Consider the following 18,208-nt stretch of genomic DNA (forward strand, 5'->3'; position numbering starts at 1 on the left):
GCACTCATCGGTAGACACTCATCGAGTGGTCATGAGTCGATGACCCGCCTTCATGTCGTCGCGACGGTCGTCGCGGGCGGCCTGGTGGCCGCACTTTCGGTGCTGCTTTCGGTACTGCGCTGCGCAACCTGTGCCCGCACGAGCGCCAGGTCAAGCGGACCGGGGATCTTGAAGGCCCGCGGAAACGCCTTACGCCGCTCGGCGAGGTCGAAACACTCGGCCACCGGGTGCAGATGCGCCCCGCGGCCGGGTGCCCGACGATCGGGATCCGGGAGGACAAGCCCTCCGGAAACCGTCATCCGCAGCAAGTCAGCCGGACCGGACCGCTTCCGGCACCCGATACAGGTGCGCTCCCGGGCTCTGCCAGGGCGCGCGTCTGTAGTCACTGTCACGCGTTCCTCAGGGTGTGGTTGCGACTCAGTCGACCGACCGAGAGATCAGTCTACCTTCTCGTTCTCACGAGTCACATCGGTATCCGGCCGGATGTCGATCCGCCACCCGGTCAGCCGGGCGGCCAGGCGGGCGTTCTGCCCTTCCTTGCCGATCGCGAGCGAGAGCTGATAGTCGGGGACGACCACCCGCGCGGCACGCGCGGCGGCGTCCACCACCTCGACAGACGTAACCTGCGCCGGGGACAGCGCATTCCCGACGAAGGTGGCCGGATCGTCGCTGTGATCGATGATGTCGATCTTCTCGCCGTGCAGCTCGTGCATGATGTTGCGCACGCGCTGGCCCATCGGGCCGATGCAGGCACCCTTCCCGTTCACCGACGGGTTCAGGGTCCGGACGGCGATCTTGGTCCGGTGACCGGCCTCGCGGGCGATCGCGGTGATCTCCACGGTGCCGTCGGCGATCTCGGGGACCTCGAGCGCGAACAGCTTCTTGACCAGGTTCGGGTGGGTCCGGCTGACCGTGATCTGCGGGCCCTTGAAGCCCTTCCGCACACCCACCACGTACACCCGCAGCCGGGAGCCGTGCTCGTACTTCTCCCCCGGCACCTGCTCCGGCGCCGGCAGCACCGCCTCGATCTTGCCGAGGTCGACCATCACCGAGCGCGGGTCGCGGCCCTGCTGGACCACGCCGGAGACGATGTCGCCCTCCTTGCCGGAGAACTCGCCGTACCGGACCTCGTCCTCGGCGTCGCGCAGCCGCTGCAGGATGATCTGCTTGGCCGTGGTGGCCGCGATCCGGCCGAAGTCGGCCGGGGTGTCGTCGTACTCGCGGGCCAGGGTGCCGTCCTCGGCCAGTTCCCGCGCGAACACGGTCACGTGCCCGGTCTTGCGGTCCAGCTCGACGCGAGCGTGCTGCTGGGCCCCCTCGGTCCGGTGGTACGCGACCAGCAGGGCCGCCTCGATCGCCTCGACGACGACCTCGAGGGCGATGTCCTTCTCCCGCTCCAATGACCGCAGCACGGCCATGTCGATGTCCATGTCAGTTCTCCTCCACCGTGCCGTCGGCAGGTGTTTCCTCTTCGTCGTTGCCGGCAGCCCGGTTGAACTCGATCTGGATCTTGGCCTTCGCCACGTCGGCGTACGCGACGGTCCGCCGCGTGCCGTCGACGTCCAGCTCGGCCGCCTCCTCGGAGGCGGACTTGATCCGGCCGGTCAGCTTGTCCCCGGCGGTCAGCGTGACCGCGACCAGCCGGCTGACGTTGCGCCGCCAGTGCCGGGGCAGGGTGAGCGGCCGGTCCACACCGGGGCTGGAGACCTCCAGTGTGTAAGCGCCTTCGCCCATGATGTCGTCGGCGTCGAGTGCCTTGGAGATCGCCCGGGTGACGTCGGCGACGTCGTCCAGGCTGATGCCCCCGTCGCGGTCGACGAGCACGCGCAGCAACCGGCGGCGGCCGGCCGGAGCGATGTCGGCGGCCTCCAGGTCGCAGCCGAACTGCTCGACGATCGGCCGCAGGAAGTTCTCGAGGCTCGTGGTGTCCGTGTGGTCAGTCTTTCGGCTCACAGGTAGACCTGCCTCTCTCCAGTTGTGCACCCGTTCCACCCCTGGCCGTGCGGTCAAGGGCAGTAGCCCACCATATCCGGCCGGTCGCAGTGTCCGCGCCACCGGCTCGTCCCACGGCGGTCACCGGCGCGTCACCAGGTATCGTTCCGCCGTGCCGATCGAACCCCGCCTGCCCCGCCGCGTGACCCGCCGCGCCGTTCTGGTGACCGCGGCCCTGGTGCCCGCCGCGACCACCCTGGCCGGGTGCAAGGACGACCCGACCGGCAGCACGCCGGGTGCCGTCAACCCCTCCTCGTCGGACCGGCCGGCCGAGGAGACACCGGCCGTCGACCCGGCGTTCGTCGCCGCGTTCAGTACGGCGGCCACCCAGGTGACCCAATTGTCGCTCGGTTTCGCCGCGCTGAGCCGGAAGTTCCCCGCGCTCCGCACCCAGCTCGCGGCCGGCGCGAAGTACCACGCGAGTCACCTGGCCAAGCTCAAGGAAACCGCCGGAGTCACGGCGACGGCCGGCAAGGCGCCAACCGTCCCCAGTACGTCGTCGGCCGCGCTTGTCGCCCTGTCCCGGCAGGAGAAGGCCGCGGCGACCGCCCACGCGGCCGCGGCGGCCAGACTCTCCGGCGCCCCGGCCCGGCTCCTGGCGATGATCGCTGCCGCCGAGACCCAGCTGGCAACCACGCTGACCCCCAAGAAGAAGGACGCGTCGTGAACCAGCTGGAAGCCCTGCAGGCCGCACTCGCCGGCGAACACGCCGCCCTGTACGGCGTGGGCGTGGCGGGCGGGAAGCTCAGTGGCGCCCGCTTCGGGGCCGCGACGGAGTCCTACGAACAGCACCGCAGCAACCGCGACCACCTCAGCGCGCTGGTCGTCGCCGCCGGTGAGACCCCGGTCGCCGCGGACCCGGCGTACGACCTGCCGCAGGCGGTCACGAACGCCGCCAGCGCCACAGCCCTGCTCCTGCTGATCGAGCGGCGCGTGGCAGCCGTCTACGGCGATCTGGTGGAGGCGGCCGAGCAGCCGGCCGTCCGCAGCTTCGCGATCGAGAGCCTGCTGTCATCGGCGCGCGCCCAGATCGCCTGGGGCGGCGCACCGGTCGCCTTCCCCGGCGCGGTGTGAGATGGCCAGATCCTGCCCGTGTGGCCTCGACGCCACCTACGCCGACTGCTGCGGCAGCCTGCACCAAGGACGGACGGCTGCAGCCACTGCAGAGCAGCTGATGCGCTCGCGGTACAGCGCCTTCGTCGTCGGCGACGCGCCGTACCTCCTCCGCACCTGGCACTCCACGACCCGCCCGTCCGAGCTCCGGCTGGACGACGGCATCCAGTGGACCGGCCTCGAGATCCTCGGCAGCACCGGCGGCAGCGCCTTCCACTCCGAGGGGACCGTCGAGTTCCGCGCGAACTACCTGGTCGACGGTCACCCCGCCCACCAGCAGGAGAACAGCCGCTTCGTCCGCGAGAACGGCGCCTGGACGTATGTCGACGCGCTCGCCCGTTCAGTGGCGAACTGACAGCGCGCGAGCCGCGTTCTAGGCGCCGAGGACGTGCTGGATCCCTGCTACCGCGGCACCCCGGGCCCAGTCCGTGAAGGTCAGCGGGGTGGTTACGAGCTCGAGCGCGCACCGCTGGGTCTCCAACGGCCCCGGGCGGAGCCGATCCTCGATCGTCTCCCGCAGCGCCGGCGAAGCGGTGAAGGCGGCGACGTCCTCGCCACCCAGCACGATGCAGGTCGTCTGGAGCGCTCCCGCGAACGAGGCCACGATGTGTCCGAGTGCCCGGGCGGCGTCGTCGAGCCGACGGGTGGCGGCCTGGTCATCGCCGGCCCTGGCCCGTACGAGGCCGGCCAGGGTGACCGGGTGGCCGGCGTCCGCCGAGGCGTGGCGCTCGAGATCCTCCCGGTTCAGATAGGCCGCCGCACATCCGCGGTGGCCGAGGCCGCACCGGGGCCCGCTGCTGTCGACGGGTGAGTGCGCCAGCAGATGTCCGTTGTCGATCAACTCCTCGACGGCGACACCCTCCCGGACGACACCCACACCGAGACCCGCGCCGACGGTGACGATGCCGAAGGTCGAGTGGGTGCGGCCGGCACCGAACCACAGCTGCTCGCGAGCCAGCGCGGTGACGTCATTGGTGACGATGATCGGCAGGCCGGTCCGGTCCCGCAGCGATCCACCGAGGTCCACGTCGTTCCAGCCCAGGAACGTCCCCTCCCGGACGACCGAACGGCCCGCGATCACCCCGCCGACCGCCACACCGATGCCATCCACCGACGGCACCTTAGGCGCGAGCCTGGTCGCCAGCTGGGCAACGAGCTTCACGGTGGCCGCAACCGGCACGGCACCGTCCTCGTCAGGCGGGGGCAGAGCCGCCCTGGTGGTCGCCTTGACCTCGCCGAACATGTCGCAGACCACGCCGTAGGCGGTGTCGCCGGTGAGTTTGACGCCGACGACGTGCCGGGCACTGGGCACCGCGGTCAGGATCTGGCGGGGCCGGCCGATCGCGGCCGCGGGCTCGAGGTCCTCGGTGGCCATGCCGCCGAGGATGAGGGACCGGGCCAGCCGGGACATCGACGCGTAGGAGAGGTTGAGCCGATCGCCGAGGTCCCCCCGGGTCGCGGGGCCGTGGATCAGCAGCTGGCGGGTGACGGCGAGCTCTCCCGCCGTCAGGCCCCGCCCACCGGCCGGTCGTTCCGACGTGCCAGTCACCATCCGCCCAGCTTACAAAGTGGTCCTGTGACCCTTGTCACACCGACCGTCATGGGCTTATTTTCAATCTGACTGGAAATAGCCCTGGACCCGGCTCGCAGTCCCCCGGGAAAGGAGAGCTATGTCCACCACGACCACGAGCCGACCGGCCAAGACCGGTCGCGCCAGGAGCGGTCCGCGCGATGACACCCGTCTCGCGCTGCTGTTCATCCTTCCCGCCCTGATCGGCTTCGGCGTCTTTCTCGTCTGGCCGACCCTGCGCGGGATCTACCTCAGTTTCACGAAGTTCAACCTGCTCACGCCGCCGGAGTTCAACGGCCTGGACAACTACGTCCGGATGGTCCAGGACCCGGTGTTCTGGAACGCCCTGAAGGTGACGCTCTACTACGTGATCCTGAACATCGGCTTCCAGACGGTGTTCGCGCTGGTCATCGCGGTGATGATGCAGCGGCTGACCAAACGGACCTGGCTGCGCGGCATCGTCCTCACGCCGTTCCTGGTCTCGAACGTGGTGGCCGCGATGGTCTTCCTCTGGATCCTCGACTACCAGCTCGGTATCGGGAACACCATCATCGCCGCGATCGGCCTGGACCGGATCCCGTTCCTGTCCGACAGCGCCTGGGTCATCCCGACGATCGCCTTCATCAATGTCTGGCGGCATGTCGGCTACACCGCGCTGCTGATCTTCGCCGGCCTGCAGATGATCCCCGAGACCGTCTACGAGGCGGGCCGGATCGACGGCGCGGGCGAGGTCCGGATGTTCCGCAGCATCACGGTGCCACTGCTGCGCCCGATCCTCTCGCTGGTGCTGATCATCACCGTGGTCGGCTCGTTCCAGGTCTTCGACACCGTGGCGATCGCGACCCGCGGCGGACCGGTCGATTCGTCCCGGGTGCTGCAGTACTACATCTACGACGTCGCGTTCAGCCGGTTCCAGTTCGGCTACGCGTCGGCCATGTCGGTGGCATTGCTCGCCGTCCTGGTGATCGTGACGTTCCTCCAGTACCGGCTCACCCGCGCCGAGTCCTCCGACCTGGCGTGAGGAGGCAACCATGACCACCGACACCACCCCGAAGGTCACCGCCCCGGCACCCGGAGTTGTCACGAAACGCGTGGCCACCCCGCGCGAGCCGCACCGGTTCAGCGCCGGTCGCGCGCTCGCCTGGACCTTCATGATCCTCGTGATCCTCGTGAGTCTCTTCCCCTTCTACTGGATGCTGCGCACCGCGCTGTCCAGCAACAACGCCCTCTACGCGGGTTCCGACAACCTGCTGCCGGTGCAGCCCTCGACCGGCGGCTTCGAGCGGGTCTTCGGCCTGCAGACCGGACAGGAGGCCATCGACGCCGGTGGCGCCGGGCAGGCGATCAACTTCTGGCGCTACCTGTTCAACTCCGTCGTCGTCGCCACGCTCATCACCGCGGGCCAGGTGTTCTTCTCCGCGATGGCGGCGTACGCGTTCGCGCGGTTGCAGTGGAAGCACCGCGAGAAGTTCTTCGCGTTCTTCCTGGCCGGCCTGATGATCCCGGCGATCTTCACGCTGCTGCCGAACTTCGTGCTGGTCAAGCAGCTCGGTCTGGTCGACACCCTGCTCGGGATCGCGCTGCCGACGATGTTCATGACGCCGTTCGCGGTGTTCTTCCTGCGCCAGTTCTTCCTCGGCATCTCCCGCGAGGTCGAAGAGGCCGCACTGATGGACGGCGCCTCCAAGGTGCGGGTGTTCTTCCGCCTGATCCTGCCGATGTCGGTCGCGCCGATCACGACGCTGGCGATCCTCACCTACATCGCCGCCTGGAACGAGTACTTCTGGGCGCTGATGGTCAGCTACACCGACAGATCGCGCGTCCTCACCGTCGCGCTCGGCGTCTTCAAGTCCCAGACGCCGCAGACCGGCCCGGACTGGTCCGGCCTGATGGCCGCCACGCTCGTCGCCGCCCTTCCGATGCTCGTGCTCTTCATGCTCTTCGCGAAGCGCATCGTCAACTCCATCGGCTTCAGCGGGATCAAGTGAGGAGGCGGGCATGATCACCTTCCGGCACCGGATCCGCACCGCGGTCGCCCTGCTCACCGCGGCGGCCCTGACCGCCTGCGGCGGCACCACCGGCAGCAGCGCGAACGGCAGCATCGAGTACTGGCTGTGGGACTCGGCGCAGCAGCCGGGCTATCAGAAGTGCGCCGACGCGTTCGCCAAGGCCAACCCCGGCCTGAAGATCCACATCTCGCAGTACGGCTGGGACGCCTACTGGTCCAAGCTCACCGCCGGCTTCATCGCCGACACCGCACCCGACGTCTTCACCGACCACCTGTCGAAGTTCGCCCAGTACGTCGACCTGAAGGTCCTCCGCCCGCTCGACGACCTCGGCCCGACCAGCGACATCAAGGACGACGACTACCAGCAGGGCCTGGCCGAACTGTGGAAGGGCCAGGACGGCAAGCGGTACGGCGCACCCAAGGACTGGGACACGATCGCCATCTTCTACGACGCAGCGGCGCTCAAGGCGGCCGGCGTGGATCCCGCCGACCTGCAGAACCTCACCTGGAATCCCCAGGACGGCGGCACGTTCGAGAAGCTGGTCGCACATCTCACCATCGACGGCAAGGGCGTCCGGGGTGACGAGCCGGGCTTCGACAAGTCCGACGTGAAGACGCACGGTCTCGCCTCCGAGGGCTCCGGCGGCGGTGGCTGGGGCCAGACGCAGTGGTCGGCGTTCACCGGCAGCGCCGGCTGGGAGGCCACCGACAAGAACCCCTGGGGCACCAGGTTCAACCTCGACCAGCCGGCCCTCCAGGACACCCTGAGCTGGTACTTCGGCCTGGTGCAGAAGGGGTACATGCCCAGCTTCGAGGAGATCGGCGGCGCGAACGCGATCGGCACGGACAAGCAGATCCAGTCCGGTACGGCGGCGCTCGGTCTCAGCGGGTCGTGGATGATCTCCACCTTCACCAAGCTCACCGACTCCGCCGGGAAGAAGCTGGACATCGGGCTCGCGCCGACCCCGATCGGGCCGAGCGGCAAGCGAGCGTCGATGTTCAACGGCCTGGCCGACTCGGTCACCACGCTGTCGAAGCAGCCCGAGAACGCCGCGAAGTGGGTCAAGTTCCTGTCCGGCGAGGAATGCCAGAACATCATCGGCCAGTCCGGCGTCGTCTTCCCGGCCCGGCCGGCCGGGACCGAACTGGCGATCGCCTACAACAAGTCCGAGCGCAAGCTCGACGTCACGCCGTTCACCCAGCAGGTCGTGGACAAGACGACGTTCCTGTTCCCGGTGACGACGAACGCGGCCGACATCGCGGCGCTGATGGCGCCACGCTTCGACGCCGTCTACATCGGCAGTTCGCCGGTCAGCTCGCTGACGAAACTCAACACCCAGCTGAACGACCTGTTCAAAGTCGCCCAGTAGGAAGCAGGGCAGGCCCGGCTCGCGACCCGATCGCGAGCCGGGCGTTCACCTCGTAGTGCTTACCGCCGGCGGCGCCACGGCCCGGTGATGGCGTACGTGATGCCGGGGTTGTAGACGTTGAAGAACATCGTCCGGCCGTCGGCGGAGAACCCGGCCCCGGACAGTTCGCCGTACTCCGGCTCCTCCGGGGTGCCGAGGTTGACCCGGTTGCGGGCGAACTTGAACACCTGGCCGTCCTCGGTGGTGCCGAGGATGTGCTGGTCGCCGAGCCCGTCCTCGCACATCATCAGCCCGCCGTACGGCGACATCGTGATGTTGTCCGGGGCATCGAACTCCGGGTTGTCCGAGCCGGGGGCCGGCCGGGTGAAGATCACCTCGAGCCGCAGCGTCCGCTTCCGCGGGTCGTACCGCCAGACCTGTCCGTCGTGGTCCACCTTCGGGCCGAGCTCGGTCCGGGCGAACGACGAGACGAAGTACACACAGCGGTCCCGGGTGCCCCACCAGCAGCCCTCGAGCTTGTAGCCGCCGGTGATCGGCTTGGCGTAGTCCTGCGCCCGGACCGACTCGGTCGTCGCCAGCGGGTCCGGGACCTTCACCCACTGCACGCCGTGGAACAGCGCGCCGGCCTCCTGGACCACGGACAGGTCCGGCAGGTCCGGGATGTGCATCGCCTGCAGTTCCCCACCGGCCCGCAACGAGCCCCAGCCGCCGCGCGGGCGGTTCGGCAGGAACCGGTAGAAGCCGCCGAGCGGAGCGACGAACGCGTCCTCGGTCTCGTACACGATGCCGGTCGAGGGGTCGATGGCAACCGCCTCGTGCTGGAAGCGGCCCATCGGCTTCAGCGGAGTCGGGTTCACGTTGCGGCGGTCGTCGTACGGATCGACCTCGAAGATGAAGCCGTGGTCCTTGGTGTAACCGCTCTCGCCGGCCTTGAGCTCGGTCTCCTCACAGGTCAGCCAGGTGCGCCACGGGGTGATGCCACCGGAGCAGTTGATCGCCGTACCGCCAAGGCTGACGAACTCCTTCGTCGCCGCGTTGTGCCGGTCGACGACCAGCGTGCTGGTCCCGCCCGCACCGGCCGGGTCGTACGTGCGTTCGGCCGGAGCGACCACCTTGATCGCCGAGGTCGGGCTGCACTCGTGGTTGCGGACCAGGCGGGACCCGCCGTCGCGATCCGCGAAGGCACCCATGCCGTCGAACCGGCTCGGGATCTTCAGCCCGTCGGGCCGGACCGTGCCCTCGCGGGACAGAATCTTGTAGCCGAACCCGCGCGGCAGGTCGAGCATGCCGTCCGGGTCCTCGATCAGCGGGCCGTAGCCGATCTTCGGGCCGGACGTCCCGAGCGCGGGCTGCGCGGTGTAGAGCGCCTCGACCGAGCCGGCCAGGCTGACCGCAACACCCGCCGCGGCCGCACGGCCGACGAACTGACGCCTGGACAGGGAGTTGGACTGGAGTTCGGACACGGGCGGCCTCCTAGCTTCGGTACAAGCAGTGGTCGCCAGTGAACGTACGGTAAACGACTCACTAACAGCAAGAGAACGCGTGTCAGGAACCCACCCCGCCACCGGGTGCGGTCGTCCGGCCTGAGGGAGTCGGCGGCCCGCAAGCGCGGTCAGTCTGGTCAGATGAGCACTGATCTCGGTTCGGGACTGACCAGCCTGTTCGTGGTCGCGGTGGTGGCAGCCGTGACACCGGTGCTCGTCGGGTTGCTGGGCCGGCTGCGGGTTCCTCAGGTCGTGGTGCTCATTCTCGGCGGTGTGGTCGTCGGGCCGCACGTCCTCGACCTGGCCGACCCGAGCAGCATCCAACTGCTCGCGAACGTCGGTCTGGGATTCCTGTTCCTGCTGGCGGGCTACGAACTGGACCTGACGGTCTTCCGGCAGTTGGCCGGCCGGCTCGCCGTCTCCGGGTGGCTGGTCACGATCACGCTGGCCTGTGCGATCGTCGGCGGGCTCGCGGCGCTCGGCGTCGTGAAGGCGTTCGTACCGGTCGCCCTCGGGCTGACGACGACGGCGCTCGGCACGCTGTTGCCGATCCTGCGGGACAACAACATGCTGCGCGGGTCGTTCGGCTCGTACATCCTGGCCGCGGGGGCGGTCGGGGAGTTCCTGCCGGTGGTGGCGATCGCGATCTTCCTCGGGTCGCACGGCCGGTTCGTCGGGCTCATCTCGATCGCGGCGATGGGCCTCCTCGCACTGCTGCTGAGTGTGCTGCCCAGGCTGGGGCGGGGTGGCCGGATCGCCCGGATCCTGGCCGAGGGAGAGCACGCGACATCGCAGACCACACTGCGGTGGACCGTCGCGTTGCTGCTGCTCCTGCTCGTCGTCGCCAACGACTTCGGGCTCGACGTGGTCCTGGGCGCCTTCGTGGCCGGCCTCGTCCTGCGCCGGTGGGCGCCCGGAGAGCTCGGGGCGCTCGACCACAAGCTCGACGCCGTCGGCTACGGCTTCTTCATCCCGATCTTCTTCGTCTCGTCGGGGATGGGGCTCGACGTGGAGTCCATCGTCGACGCCCCGGGGCGGTTGTTCCTGTTCTTCCTCCTGCTGCTGACCGTCCGAGGCCTCCCGACGCTGGTCGTGTACCGGTCCGCACTCCCCCGGACGAGACGGTTCGAACTCGTCTTCATCGTGTCGACGGCGTTGCCGCTGCTCGTCGCCCTCAGCCAGATCGGACTCGAGACCGGCCACATGCTCCCCGAGAACGCCGCCGCGCTGGTGGGCGCCGGCGTCCTGTCGGTCCTGGTCTTCCCCGCGATCGCCGTCGCCCTCGACCACAGACTCGCCCGCCAGGCCGAGGAGCCTGGCCAGTCGTGACGGGCTGTGGTGAGGTCCTCGGTCAGCCCGCTGGGCCGATCAAACGGCGGGCGTCGGAGGACTCGCCGGATCGGGCGGTGCCGAGGCCCTGCCGGTCGCTGAGCCTGGCCAGCGACCGCTCGAACGGGTCGGCGAACGCGGCGTCGGTGGCCCGGTCCAGGGCGTCGAGCTGGTCTTGTACGGCCGCCCGGCGTTCGGGCAGCACCCCGGCGCGCAGGTCCTCGAGCAGGGCGCGCAACCGGCGGCAGGTCTGCGGCGAGGTGGCGCCGTACCGACGGATCTCGGTCACCGCGATGTCGAGGTAGTCCGCCCACTCGCGGGTCCGGACGACCAGCCGGACCCGTCCGTCGGCGTCGAGGGCGGTGCCCCGGAAGGCGCGCTCGGAGGATCCGATCCCGAGCAACAGGGCGCCGATGTGGTTGAGCATCTGGGTCGCCGTGGTGGGGTCGTTGACCGCCGGTGACAGAGCGCGGATGGCGATGTCGACCAGGATGCGCAGCGCGAACGCCGGGTCCTGGTCGATCGTGCGCTCCCGGCCCAGCGAGACCATTCCCGCGAGCCGGCGCAGGTCGGTCTCGCTCGCCGTGCCGTGGACCTCCATCAGCACACTCCCCACGGTCACGAAGTCACCGATCGTGTGCGGTACGACGCAGACCTGGTCGCGGGCCGCCGCGAACCGGACGAGGCCCGGGATGTCGATGTCCTGGATGGCGCCCGACCGGGGCGCCGGCACCCGTGCGTCCGGCGTACGGCGCCCGTCCCAGTGGTCGGCCGTCGTGGTGAGGCCGTCCTGCTCGGCTTCGATCGCGAGACCGGCCTTGACCATCGCCGCCGCGACGGCGACCGGCCGGAGCGCGTGCACGAAGCGGTCGAAGTACACCAGCAGGAGGATCAGGTCGGCGGCGACGGCCAGCCCGACGATCGTGATGCCCAGGTCGGGGACGCTCTCGGATTCCACTTGGCGCAGCAGCGAGAAGGTGAAGGTGAAGGTGGCCGTGAACGCCGCGAGGACGAACTTCTGCAGCCGGTCGCGGTACCACAACCGCATGAAGCGGGGCGACAGCGTGCCGGTCGCCATCTGCACGACCAGCACGCCGATCGTGACCACGAAGCCGATCAGCCCGATCATCGCGGCCGCGGCGGCCGACAACACGCTGCTCGCGGTCTCCACGGAGTACGACCACCCGGGCGGCAGCGTGATCCGGTCCTCGAACCTCCGGTCGATATCGGACAGCACCGCACCGATCACGCCACCGAGCAGCGGGACCACCCACAGGCTCTGCCGGACGAACTGGCGAGCCCGGAAGCCGGCGGCCCAGGACATCATCGGTCGCTGCCGCTCAGGTGGTCAGTGATGGAAGCCGGCCGGCGACTTCTCCTGCGGCATCGGAGCCACCAGCCCGTCGAGCCACTCGACCGCGACCCGCAGGTCACGCAGGAACATGTCGGCCATGTCGTGACTGAACCCGTTGCGCACGACCACCCGCAGGACGGCCAGATCCTCCCGGTTCGGCGGCATCGTGTACGCCGGCACCAGCCAGCCCCGCTCGCGCAGCTTCCGGGAGACGTCGTACACCGTGTACTTGGTGATGCCGTCGGCCATCCGGAACGCGAACACCGGCAGGTCCCGTCCGTCCGAGACCAGCTCGAACTCGGGCATCTTGTTGATCGCGTCGCTGAGGTGGACGGCGACGTCCTGGCAGGTCTGCTGGATGCGCCGGTAACCGTCCCGGCCGAGCCGCAGGAACTGGAAGTACTGCAGCAGCACCTGTGCCCCTGGCCGGGAGAAGTTCAGCGCGAACGTCGGCATGTTCCCCCCGAGGTAGTTCACCCTGAAGACGAGTTCCTCGGGCAGGTTCACGCTGTGCCGCCACAACACCCAGCCGACGCCGGGATAGACGAGCCCGTACTTGTGCCCGGACGCCTGGATCGAGGCCACCCGCGGCAGCCGGAAGTCCCACACCAGGTCCGGCTGCAGGAACGGCGCCACGAAGCCACCGGACGCGGCGTCGACGTGGACCGGCACGGACACCCCGGTCCGCTGCTCCAGGTCGTCCAGGGCGGCGCAGATCTCGGCGACCGGCTCGTAACTGCCTTCCATCGTCGAGCCGAGAACCGCCACCACGCCGATGGTGTTCTCGTCCACGAACCTCAGGGCCCGGTCGGCAGTCAGGTAGAGATTGTCGCCTTCCAGCGGCACGTACCGCGGCTCGACGTCCCAGTACTCGGCGAACTTCTCCCACACGACCTGCACGTTCTGGCCCATCACGAGGTTGGGCCGGTCGAAGGGTTTGCCCGCGGCGCGCCGGGCGTGCTGCCAGCGCCGTTTGAGCGCCAGGCCGCCCAGCATGCAGCCCTCGGAGCTGCCCGTCGTCGACGTCCCGATCGCGTCGGCGGTGTCCGGCGCGTTCCACAGGTCGGCGAGCATCAGCACGCACCGGCTCTCGATCTCCGCCGTCTGCGGGTACTCGTCCTTGTCGACCATGTTCTTGTCGACCGTCTCGGCGTACAGCCGGTCCGCCTCGTCGTCCATCCACGTGGTCACGAATGTGGCCAGGTTGAACCGGGCGTTGCCGTCCAGCATCACCTCGTCCCGGACGATCTGGTACGCCGACTGCGGCAGCATCTCCTGATCCGGCATCCGGTCCTTGGGGACCGCCATCACGCTGTCTCTGGTGAACCGCGGTGTGACAGCCATATCGACGGCCGCCCGTCCCGTGGTGCTGCTGATCCCACCCATCGCCGACCACACCCCTCGATCACGGCGACACGTCCGTGCCGCCGTGACCCATCCCATACCAGCGCGCCCGAGCCGTCCTCACCCCCACCGCATGAGTCGCCGCGACCGGGTCAGAGCGAGCGGACCCAGTTGGCCAGCAGGCCGGCGCCCGCGTCGCCGGACTTCTCCGGGTGGAACTGGGTCGCGGTCAGCGGGCCGTTCTCGACGGCCGCGACGAAGCGGTCACCGCCGTACGTCGTCCAGGTGACGAGCGGGGTCACCGACTCCCGGGTGTCGGTCAGCTGCCAGCTGCGGACGCCGTACGAGTGGACGAAGTAGAAGCGTTCCTTCTCGATGCCCTCGAAGACGGTGGTGCCGGCCGGGACGTCGACGGTGTTCCAGCCCATGTGCGGGACCGGCTCGCCGGTCTCGGGCTGGAGGCGCTCGACGGTGCCGGGCCATTGGGCGCAGCCCTCGGTCTCGACGCCGTGCTCGATGCCGCGGGCGAACAGGATCTGCATGCCGACGCAGATACCGAGGACCGGGCGGCCGCCGCTCAGCCGACGGTCGACGATCACGTCACCGCGGACCGCCTTCAGGCCGGTCATGCAGGCCTCGAACGCGCCGACGCCGGGGACCAGTAGTCCGTCGGCGTTCAGCGCCTCGTCGAAGTCGGAGGTCACGGTGACGTCCGCGCCGACGCGCTGCAGCGCCCGCTCCCCCGACCTGATGTTGCCGGAGCCGTAGTCGAAGAGGACGACCTTCTTCGTCACAGGGCACCCTTGGTGGAGGGAATCCCCGGCTGCCGCGGATCCGGCTCGGCGGCCGCCCGCAGCGCCCGGGCGAACGCCTTGAACTGGGTCTCGACGATGTGGTGCGGGTCCCGGCCGGACAGCACCCGGATGTGGATGCAGATCGCGGCGTTGAACGCGAGCGTCTCGAACACGTGCCGGGTCAGTGACCCGGCGTAGTCGCCGCCGATGATCGCGTACACCTGTCCGTCCGGCTCACCGGTGTGCACGCAGTACGGGCGTCCGGACAGGTCCACCGTGCAATGTACGAGCGCCTCGTCGAGCGGCACCGTCGCGTCGCCGAACCGGCGGATCCCGCGCTTGTCCCCCAGCGCCTCCTTCAAGGCCTGGCCGATGCCGATCGCGGTGTCCTCGACGGTGTGGTGCGCGTCGATCTCGAGGTCACCGACCGTGTTCACGTGCAGGTCGAGCAGCGCGTGCTTGGCCAGCGCGTTGAGCATGTGGTCGTAGAACCCGACGCCGGTCGAGATGTCGGCGCGCCCCTCGCCGTCGATGTTCAGCTCGACCAGGACCTTCGACTCACTGGTCTCCCGGTCGATCCGCGCGGTGCGGGTCATGTCAGCCTTCCCGTGTCTGTCTTGAGGATGCGCTCCAGTGAAGCGCGGAACGCGGCCATCTCCTCGCTGGTGCCGATCGAGACCCGCAGCCAGCCGTCCGGCCCGGTCTCCCGGATCAGGACGCCGTCGTCCAGCAGCGACTGCCAGACCGCGTGCCGGTCGGCGAACGTGCCGAACAGCACGAAGTTCGCGTCCGAGTCGACCGCGCGCAGGCCCAGCGACCGCAGCCAGTCGACGGTCTCGTCCCGCTCGACCCGCAACTGCTCGACCCGGCCGAGCAACTCGTCGGAGTGCCGCAACGCCGCCCGCGCGACCGCCTGGGTCACCGCGGACAGGTGGTACGGCAGCCGGACGATCCGCAGCGCGTCCACCAACTGCTTGCTCGCGGCAAGGTATCCGACCCGGCCGCCGGCCATCGCGAACGCCTTCGACATCGTCCGCGCCACCGCGAGATTCGGGTACGACGGCAACAATGTGACCGCGCTCGGAGTGCCGGCCCGGCGGAACTCGGCGTACGCCTCGTCGACGACCAGGACGGATCCCATCGCGGCCGTCCGGGCGGCGATCGCCTCGACCACCTCGATCGGCAGCGCCGTGCCGGTCGGGTTGTTCGGCGAGGCGAGCAGCACGACCGACGGGTGGTGCCGGGAGATCGCGGCCAGCGCCTTGCTCCGGTCGAGGGTGAAGTCCTCGGCCCGGCGACCGGTGACCCAGCCCGTGTTCGTGTCCCGGGCGTACTCCGGATACATCGAGTACGTCGGCGCGAACGAGAGCGCCGTCCGCCCGGGGCCGCCGAAGGCCTGCAGGATGTGCAGCATGACCTCGTTGGAGCCGTTCGCCGCCCAGACCTGCTCGGCGGTGAGCTGCGCACCGGACTCGCGGCCCAGGTAGGCCGCGAGATCGGCCCGGAGGTCGAGGAACTCGCGGTCCGGGTAGCGGTTCATCCCGCTCGCCGCCACCGAGACCGCGGCCGCGATGTCGGCGACGGTCTCCTGGCTCGGTGGGTACGGGTTCTCGTTGACGTTGAGCAGGATCGGGACGTCGAGCTGCGGGGCGCCGTACGGCTCGAAGCTCTTGAGCTCCTCGCGGATCGGCAGCCCGTCGAACCGGCCCATCAGCTCTCCCCGGGGAATCGCACCGACACCGCGGCACCGTGCGCCGGCAGGTCCTCGGCGTGCGCGAGCGCGACCACGTGGCCGGCGACGTCGTACAGGGCGTCGCGTGAGTAGTTGATGACGTGCACCGCCTTCAGGAAGCTCCGCACCGACAGGCCGGACGAGTGGCAGGCGCACCCCGCCGTCGGGAGGACGTGGTTCGAGCCCGCGCAGTAGTCGCCGAGGGACACCGGTGACCAACCGCCGACGAAGATCGCGCCGGCGTTCGTGATCAGGCCGGCCCGCTCCTCCGCGTCCGCGGTCTGGATCTCCAGGTGCTCGGCGGCGTACGCGTCCACCACCGCCGTGCCCTGCTCGAGGTCGTCGACCAGGACGACGGCCGACTGCTGACCGCCGAGCGCCTCGGTCACGCGGTCCTGGTGCTTGGTCTTCGCCACCTGCAGCGGCAACTCGGCCTCGACCTTCGCGGCCAGGCTCTCGGACGGCGTCACCAGCACGCTGGCGGCCATCGGGTCGTGCTCGGCCTGGCTGATCAGGTCCGCGGCGACGTGCTGCGGATCCGCGGTGTCGTCGGCGAGGATCGCGATCTCGGTCGGGCCGGCCTCGGAGTCGATCCCGACCTCACCGAGCAGGAACCGCTTGGCGGCGACCACGTAGATGTTGCCGGGACCCGTGATCTGGTTGACCTTGCGGCAGCCGTCGAAGCCGTACGCGAAACCGGCGATCGCCTGCGCGCCGCCCATCGCGTAGACCTCTTCGATCCCGAGCAGCGCGCACACCGCGAGCACCGTCGGGTGCGGCAGACCACCGAACTCCTTCTGCGGCGGGGATGCCACCGCGAGAGACGGGACGCCGGCGACCTGTGCGGGCACGACGTTCATCACGACGCTGGACGCCAGCGGCGCACGACCGCCCGGGACATACAGCCCGACGCGCTGGACCGGGACGAACCGCTGCGTGACCCGGCCGCCGGGCGCGGGCTCTGAAACGACATCGGCGGTGAGCTCGTCCTGGCTGACCTCACGGACCCGGCGGATCGACTCCTCGAAGGCCGTGCGGACCTCCGGGTCGAGCTCCTCCAGCGCGGTCTTCAGGGCGTCGGCCGGGACCCGGATGTCGTCGACGCGGACATGGTCGAACCGCTCGCCGTACTCCCTGATCGCCGCGAGTCCACGATGGCGGACGTCCAGGCAGATCGGTCGGACGACGTCGAGGGCCTTCTCGACGTCGAACACGGCTCGGGGGACGAGGGCGTTCACTTCGGCGGGGAGGTCAGGCACCTCTCCGGCCGCCACTCGGCCCCGCAGGTCGACGCGGCGAATCATGCCGTCAGTCTAGTGGTGGCGGCCTCCCGCCCCGACCGCGTATCCACAGGACGGCCGCACCGGTGCTGTCACCAGGCGTGATCGGGGGTGGACATGCCCTAGGCTCGTCGGCATGGACTCCCGCCTGCCGCTGCTCACTGTCGACACAGTGATCTTTCCCGGGCTGGTGCTCCCCGTTCCGGTGACCGATGTCCAGGGCCGCGCGGTGATCCGCGACCTGGTCGAGAACGGTGGAGAGCTGGTCTGCGGCGCGCTGGCCGTGCGGGACGGGTACGAGCTGGGTGAGCGGGTCTTCCGGTCGCTGTACGGCACCGGCTGCGCGGCGACGATCTCGGAGATCACGCTGGACCAGGACGACGACGGTCCGGTCGAGATCACCCTGACCGGCAACCGGCGGTTCAAGGTGGCCGAGCTGGACGGCAGCGGCGACTACCTGGTCGGCGACGTCGAGTGGCTCGACGAGGAGCTCGGCGACGACCCCCTGGGTACGGCGACGATCGCGGTCGCCCGCTTCCGGAAGTACGCCGCGGCCGTGAGCGAGGTCAGCCGCCCCGGACTGCACATCGGCGAGCTGCCCGACGACCCGGGCACGCTGTCGTTCCTGATGTCGGCCGCGATGACGCTGCTCACCCCCGACCGCCAGAAGCTCCTCGAGGCCCCCGACACCACCTCCCGCTTGGTCCAGCTGGTCGGCCTCCTCGACAGCGAACTCTCCGCGATCGCGGCCCTCCCCTCCCTCCCCGCCACCGACCTCATCAACTGGTCGACCATGTCCCCGAACTGACGACGCTACCGAAATGAATCCCACGGCGGT

At 69.6% G+C, this 18,208-nt stretch carries 19 protein-coding genes; 8 read left to right on the forward strand and 11 right to left on the reverse strand.

Annotation, left to right across the window (positions count from 1 at the left end; genetic code table 11):
• Positions 1–50: 50 nt before the first annotated feature.
• The 3 genes from ACZ6O0_RS19265 to rimP are packed head-to-tail and all read right to left on the reverse strand — an operon-like array spanning position 51 to position 1,953.
• Entirely contained in the window at positions 51–392 is a 342-nt protein-coding gene (locus ACZ6O0_RS19265) for a YlxR family protein (protein ID WP_465766271.1), read from the reverse strand.
• Positions 393–437: 45 nt separating this feature from the next.
• Positions 438–1,430, reverse strand: coding sequence for a transcription termination factor NusA (nusA, locus tag ACZ6O0_RS19270; protein ID WP_465766272.1), 993 nt, complete (start codon positions 1,428–1,430; stop codon positions 438–440).
• A 1-nt stretch (position 1,431) separates the two neighbouring features.
• Positions 1,432–1,953 carry a ribosome maturation factor RimP gene (gene rimP / locus ACZ6O0_RS19275; RefSeq protein ID WP_465766273.1) on the reverse strand — a complete coding sequence of 174 codons (522 nt, stop codon included), beginning with the start codon at positions 1,951–1,953 and terminating at the stop codon, positions 1,432–1,434.
• Positions 1,954–2,104: 151 nt separating this feature from the next.
• Here rimP and ACZ6O0_RS19280 point away from each other — a divergent pair, with 151 nt between their 5' ends.
• Genes ACZ6O0_RS19280 through ACZ6O0_RS19290 form a run of 3 tightly spaced genes read left to right on the forward strand, consistent with a single transcriptional unit; the run spans position 2,105 to position 3,460 of the window.
• A complete protein-coding gene (locus ACZ6O0_RS19280) occupies positions 2,105–2,659 on the forward strand; it encodes a cell division protein FtsK (RefSeq protein WP_465766274.1) in 555 nt (184 codons plus the stop codon).
• The gene (locus ACZ6O0_RS19285; protein ID WP_465766275.1) at positions 2,656–3,066 is read left to right on the forward strand and encodes a ferritin-like domain-containing protein; all 411 of its coding nucleotides are present in this window, start codon (positions 2,656–2,658) and stop codon (positions 3,064–3,066) included. Before ACZ6O0_RS19280 ends, ACZ6O0_RS19285 begins: the two co-directional genes overlap by 4 nt.
• A gap of 1 nt (position 3,067) precedes the next feature.
• A complete protein-coding gene (locus ACZ6O0_RS19290; protein ID WP_465766276.1) occupies positions 3,068–3,460 on the forward strand; it encodes a YchJ family protein in 393 nt (130 codons plus the stop codon).
• Between the two features lie 18 nt (positions 3,461–3,478).
• On the opposite strand, the gene ACZ6O0_RS19295 is transcribed toward ACZ6O0_RS19290, so the two are convergent.
• Positions 3,479–4,657, reverse strand: coding sequence for an ROK family transcriptional regulator (locus ACZ6O0_RS19295; protein ID WP_465766277.1), 1,179 nt, complete (start codon positions 4,655–4,657; stop codon positions 3,479–3,481).
• 118 nt (positions 4,658–4,775) lie between these two features.
• Between ACZ6O0_RS19295 and ACZ6O0_RS19300 the strand changes: the two genes are divergently transcribed.
• Genes ACZ6O0_RS19300 through ACZ6O0_RS19310 form a run of 3 tightly spaced genes read left to right on the forward strand, consistent with a single transcriptional unit; the run spans position 4,776 to position 8,053 of the window.
• Positions 4,776–5,696 (forward strand): carbohydrate ABC transporter permease, encoded by a 921-nt coding sequence (locus ACZ6O0_RS19300; protein WP_465766278.1) that lies wholly within the window; start codon positions 4,776–4,778, stop codon positions 5,694–5,696.
• A gap of 10 nt (positions 5,697–5,706) precedes the next feature.
• The gene (locus ACZ6O0_RS19305; protein ID WP_465766279.1) at positions 5,707–6,663 is read left to right on the forward strand and encodes a carbohydrate ABC transporter permease; all 957 of its coding nucleotides are present in this window, start codon (positions 5,707–5,709) and stop codon (positions 6,661–6,663) included.
• 10 nt (positions 6,664–6,673) lie between these two features.
• Positions 6,674–8,053 (forward strand): ABC transporter substrate-binding protein, encoded by a 1,380-nt coding sequence (locus ACZ6O0_RS19310; protein ID WP_465766280.1) that lies wholly within the window; start codon positions 6,674–6,676, stop codon positions 8,051–8,053.
• A 59-nt stretch (positions 8,054–8,112) separates the two neighbouring features.
• Here ACZ6O0_RS19310 and ACZ6O0_RS19315 read toward each other — a convergent pair whose 3' ends face one another.
• Positions 8,113–9,516, reverse strand: coding sequence for an alkaline phosphatase PhoX (locus ACZ6O0_RS19315; RefSeq protein ID WP_465766281.1), 1,404 nt, complete (start codon positions 9,514–9,516; stop codon positions 8,113–8,115).
• Positions 9,517–9,678: 162 nt separating this feature from the next.
• Between ACZ6O0_RS19315 and ACZ6O0_RS19320 the strand changes: the two genes are divergently transcribed.
• Entirely contained in the window at positions 9,679–10,866 is a 1,188-nt protein-coding gene (locus ACZ6O0_RS19320) for a cation:proton antiporter (RefSeq protein WP_465766282.1), read from the forward strand.
• Positions 10,867–10,888: 22 nt separating this feature from the next.
• Here ACZ6O0_RS19320 and ACZ6O0_RS19325 read toward each other — a convergent pair whose 3' ends face one another.
• From ACZ6O0_RS19325 to hisD, 6 genes are all read right to left on the reverse strand, one after another.
• On the reverse strand, positions 10,889–12,193 hold the full coding sequence (locus ACZ6O0_RS19325; RefSeq protein WP_465766283.1) for a DUF2254 domain-containing protein: 1,305 nt from the start codon (positions 12,191–12,193) through the stop codon (positions 10,889–10,891).
• Between the two features lie 21 nt (positions 12,194–12,214).
• Entirely contained in the window at positions 12,215–13,528 is a 1,314-nt protein-coding gene (locus ACZ6O0_RS19330) for a glutamate decarboxylase (RefSeq protein WP_465766284.1), read from the reverse strand.
• Between the two features lie 188 nt (positions 13,529–13,716).
• Entirely contained in the window at positions 13,717–14,358 is a 642-nt protein-coding gene (gene hisH / locus ACZ6O0_RS19335) for an imidazole glycerol phosphate synthase subunit HisH (RefSeq protein WP_465766285.1), read from the reverse strand.
• The gene (gene hisB / locus ACZ6O0_RS19340) at positions 14,355–14,954 is read right to left on the reverse strand and encodes an imidazoleglycerol-phosphate dehydratase HisB (protein WP_465766286.1); all 600 of its coding nucleotides are present in this window, start codon (positions 14,952–14,954) and stop codon (positions 14,355–14,357) included. The genes hisH and hisB overlap by 4 nt, the downstream gene beginning before the upstream one ends.
• Entirely contained in the window at positions 14,951–16,069 is a 1,119-nt protein-coding gene (locus ACZ6O0_RS19345) for a histidinol-phosphate transaminase (protein ID WP_465766287.1), read from the reverse strand. Before ACZ6O0_RS19345 ends, hisB begins: the two co-directional genes overlap by 4 nt.
• A complete protein-coding gene (gene hisD / locus ACZ6O0_RS19350) occupies positions 16,069–17,394 on the reverse strand; it encodes a histidinol dehydrogenase (protein WP_465766288.1) in 1,326 nt (441 codons plus the stop codon). Before hisD ends, ACZ6O0_RS19345 begins: the two co-directional genes overlap by 1 nt.
• 112 nt (positions 17,395–17,506) lie before the next feature.
• On the opposite strand from hisD, the gene ACZ6O0_RS19355 reads away from it, so the two are divergent.
• Positions 17,507–18,178 (forward strand): LON peptidase substrate-binding domain-containing protein, encoded by a 672-nt coding sequence (locus ACZ6O0_RS19355; RefSeq protein ID WP_465766289.1) that lies wholly within the window; start codon positions 17,507–17,509, stop codon positions 18,176–18,178.
• Positions 18,179–18,208: the final 30 nt, after the last annotated feature.

The organism is Kribbella sp. NPDC048837 (genome assembly GCF_055586945.1).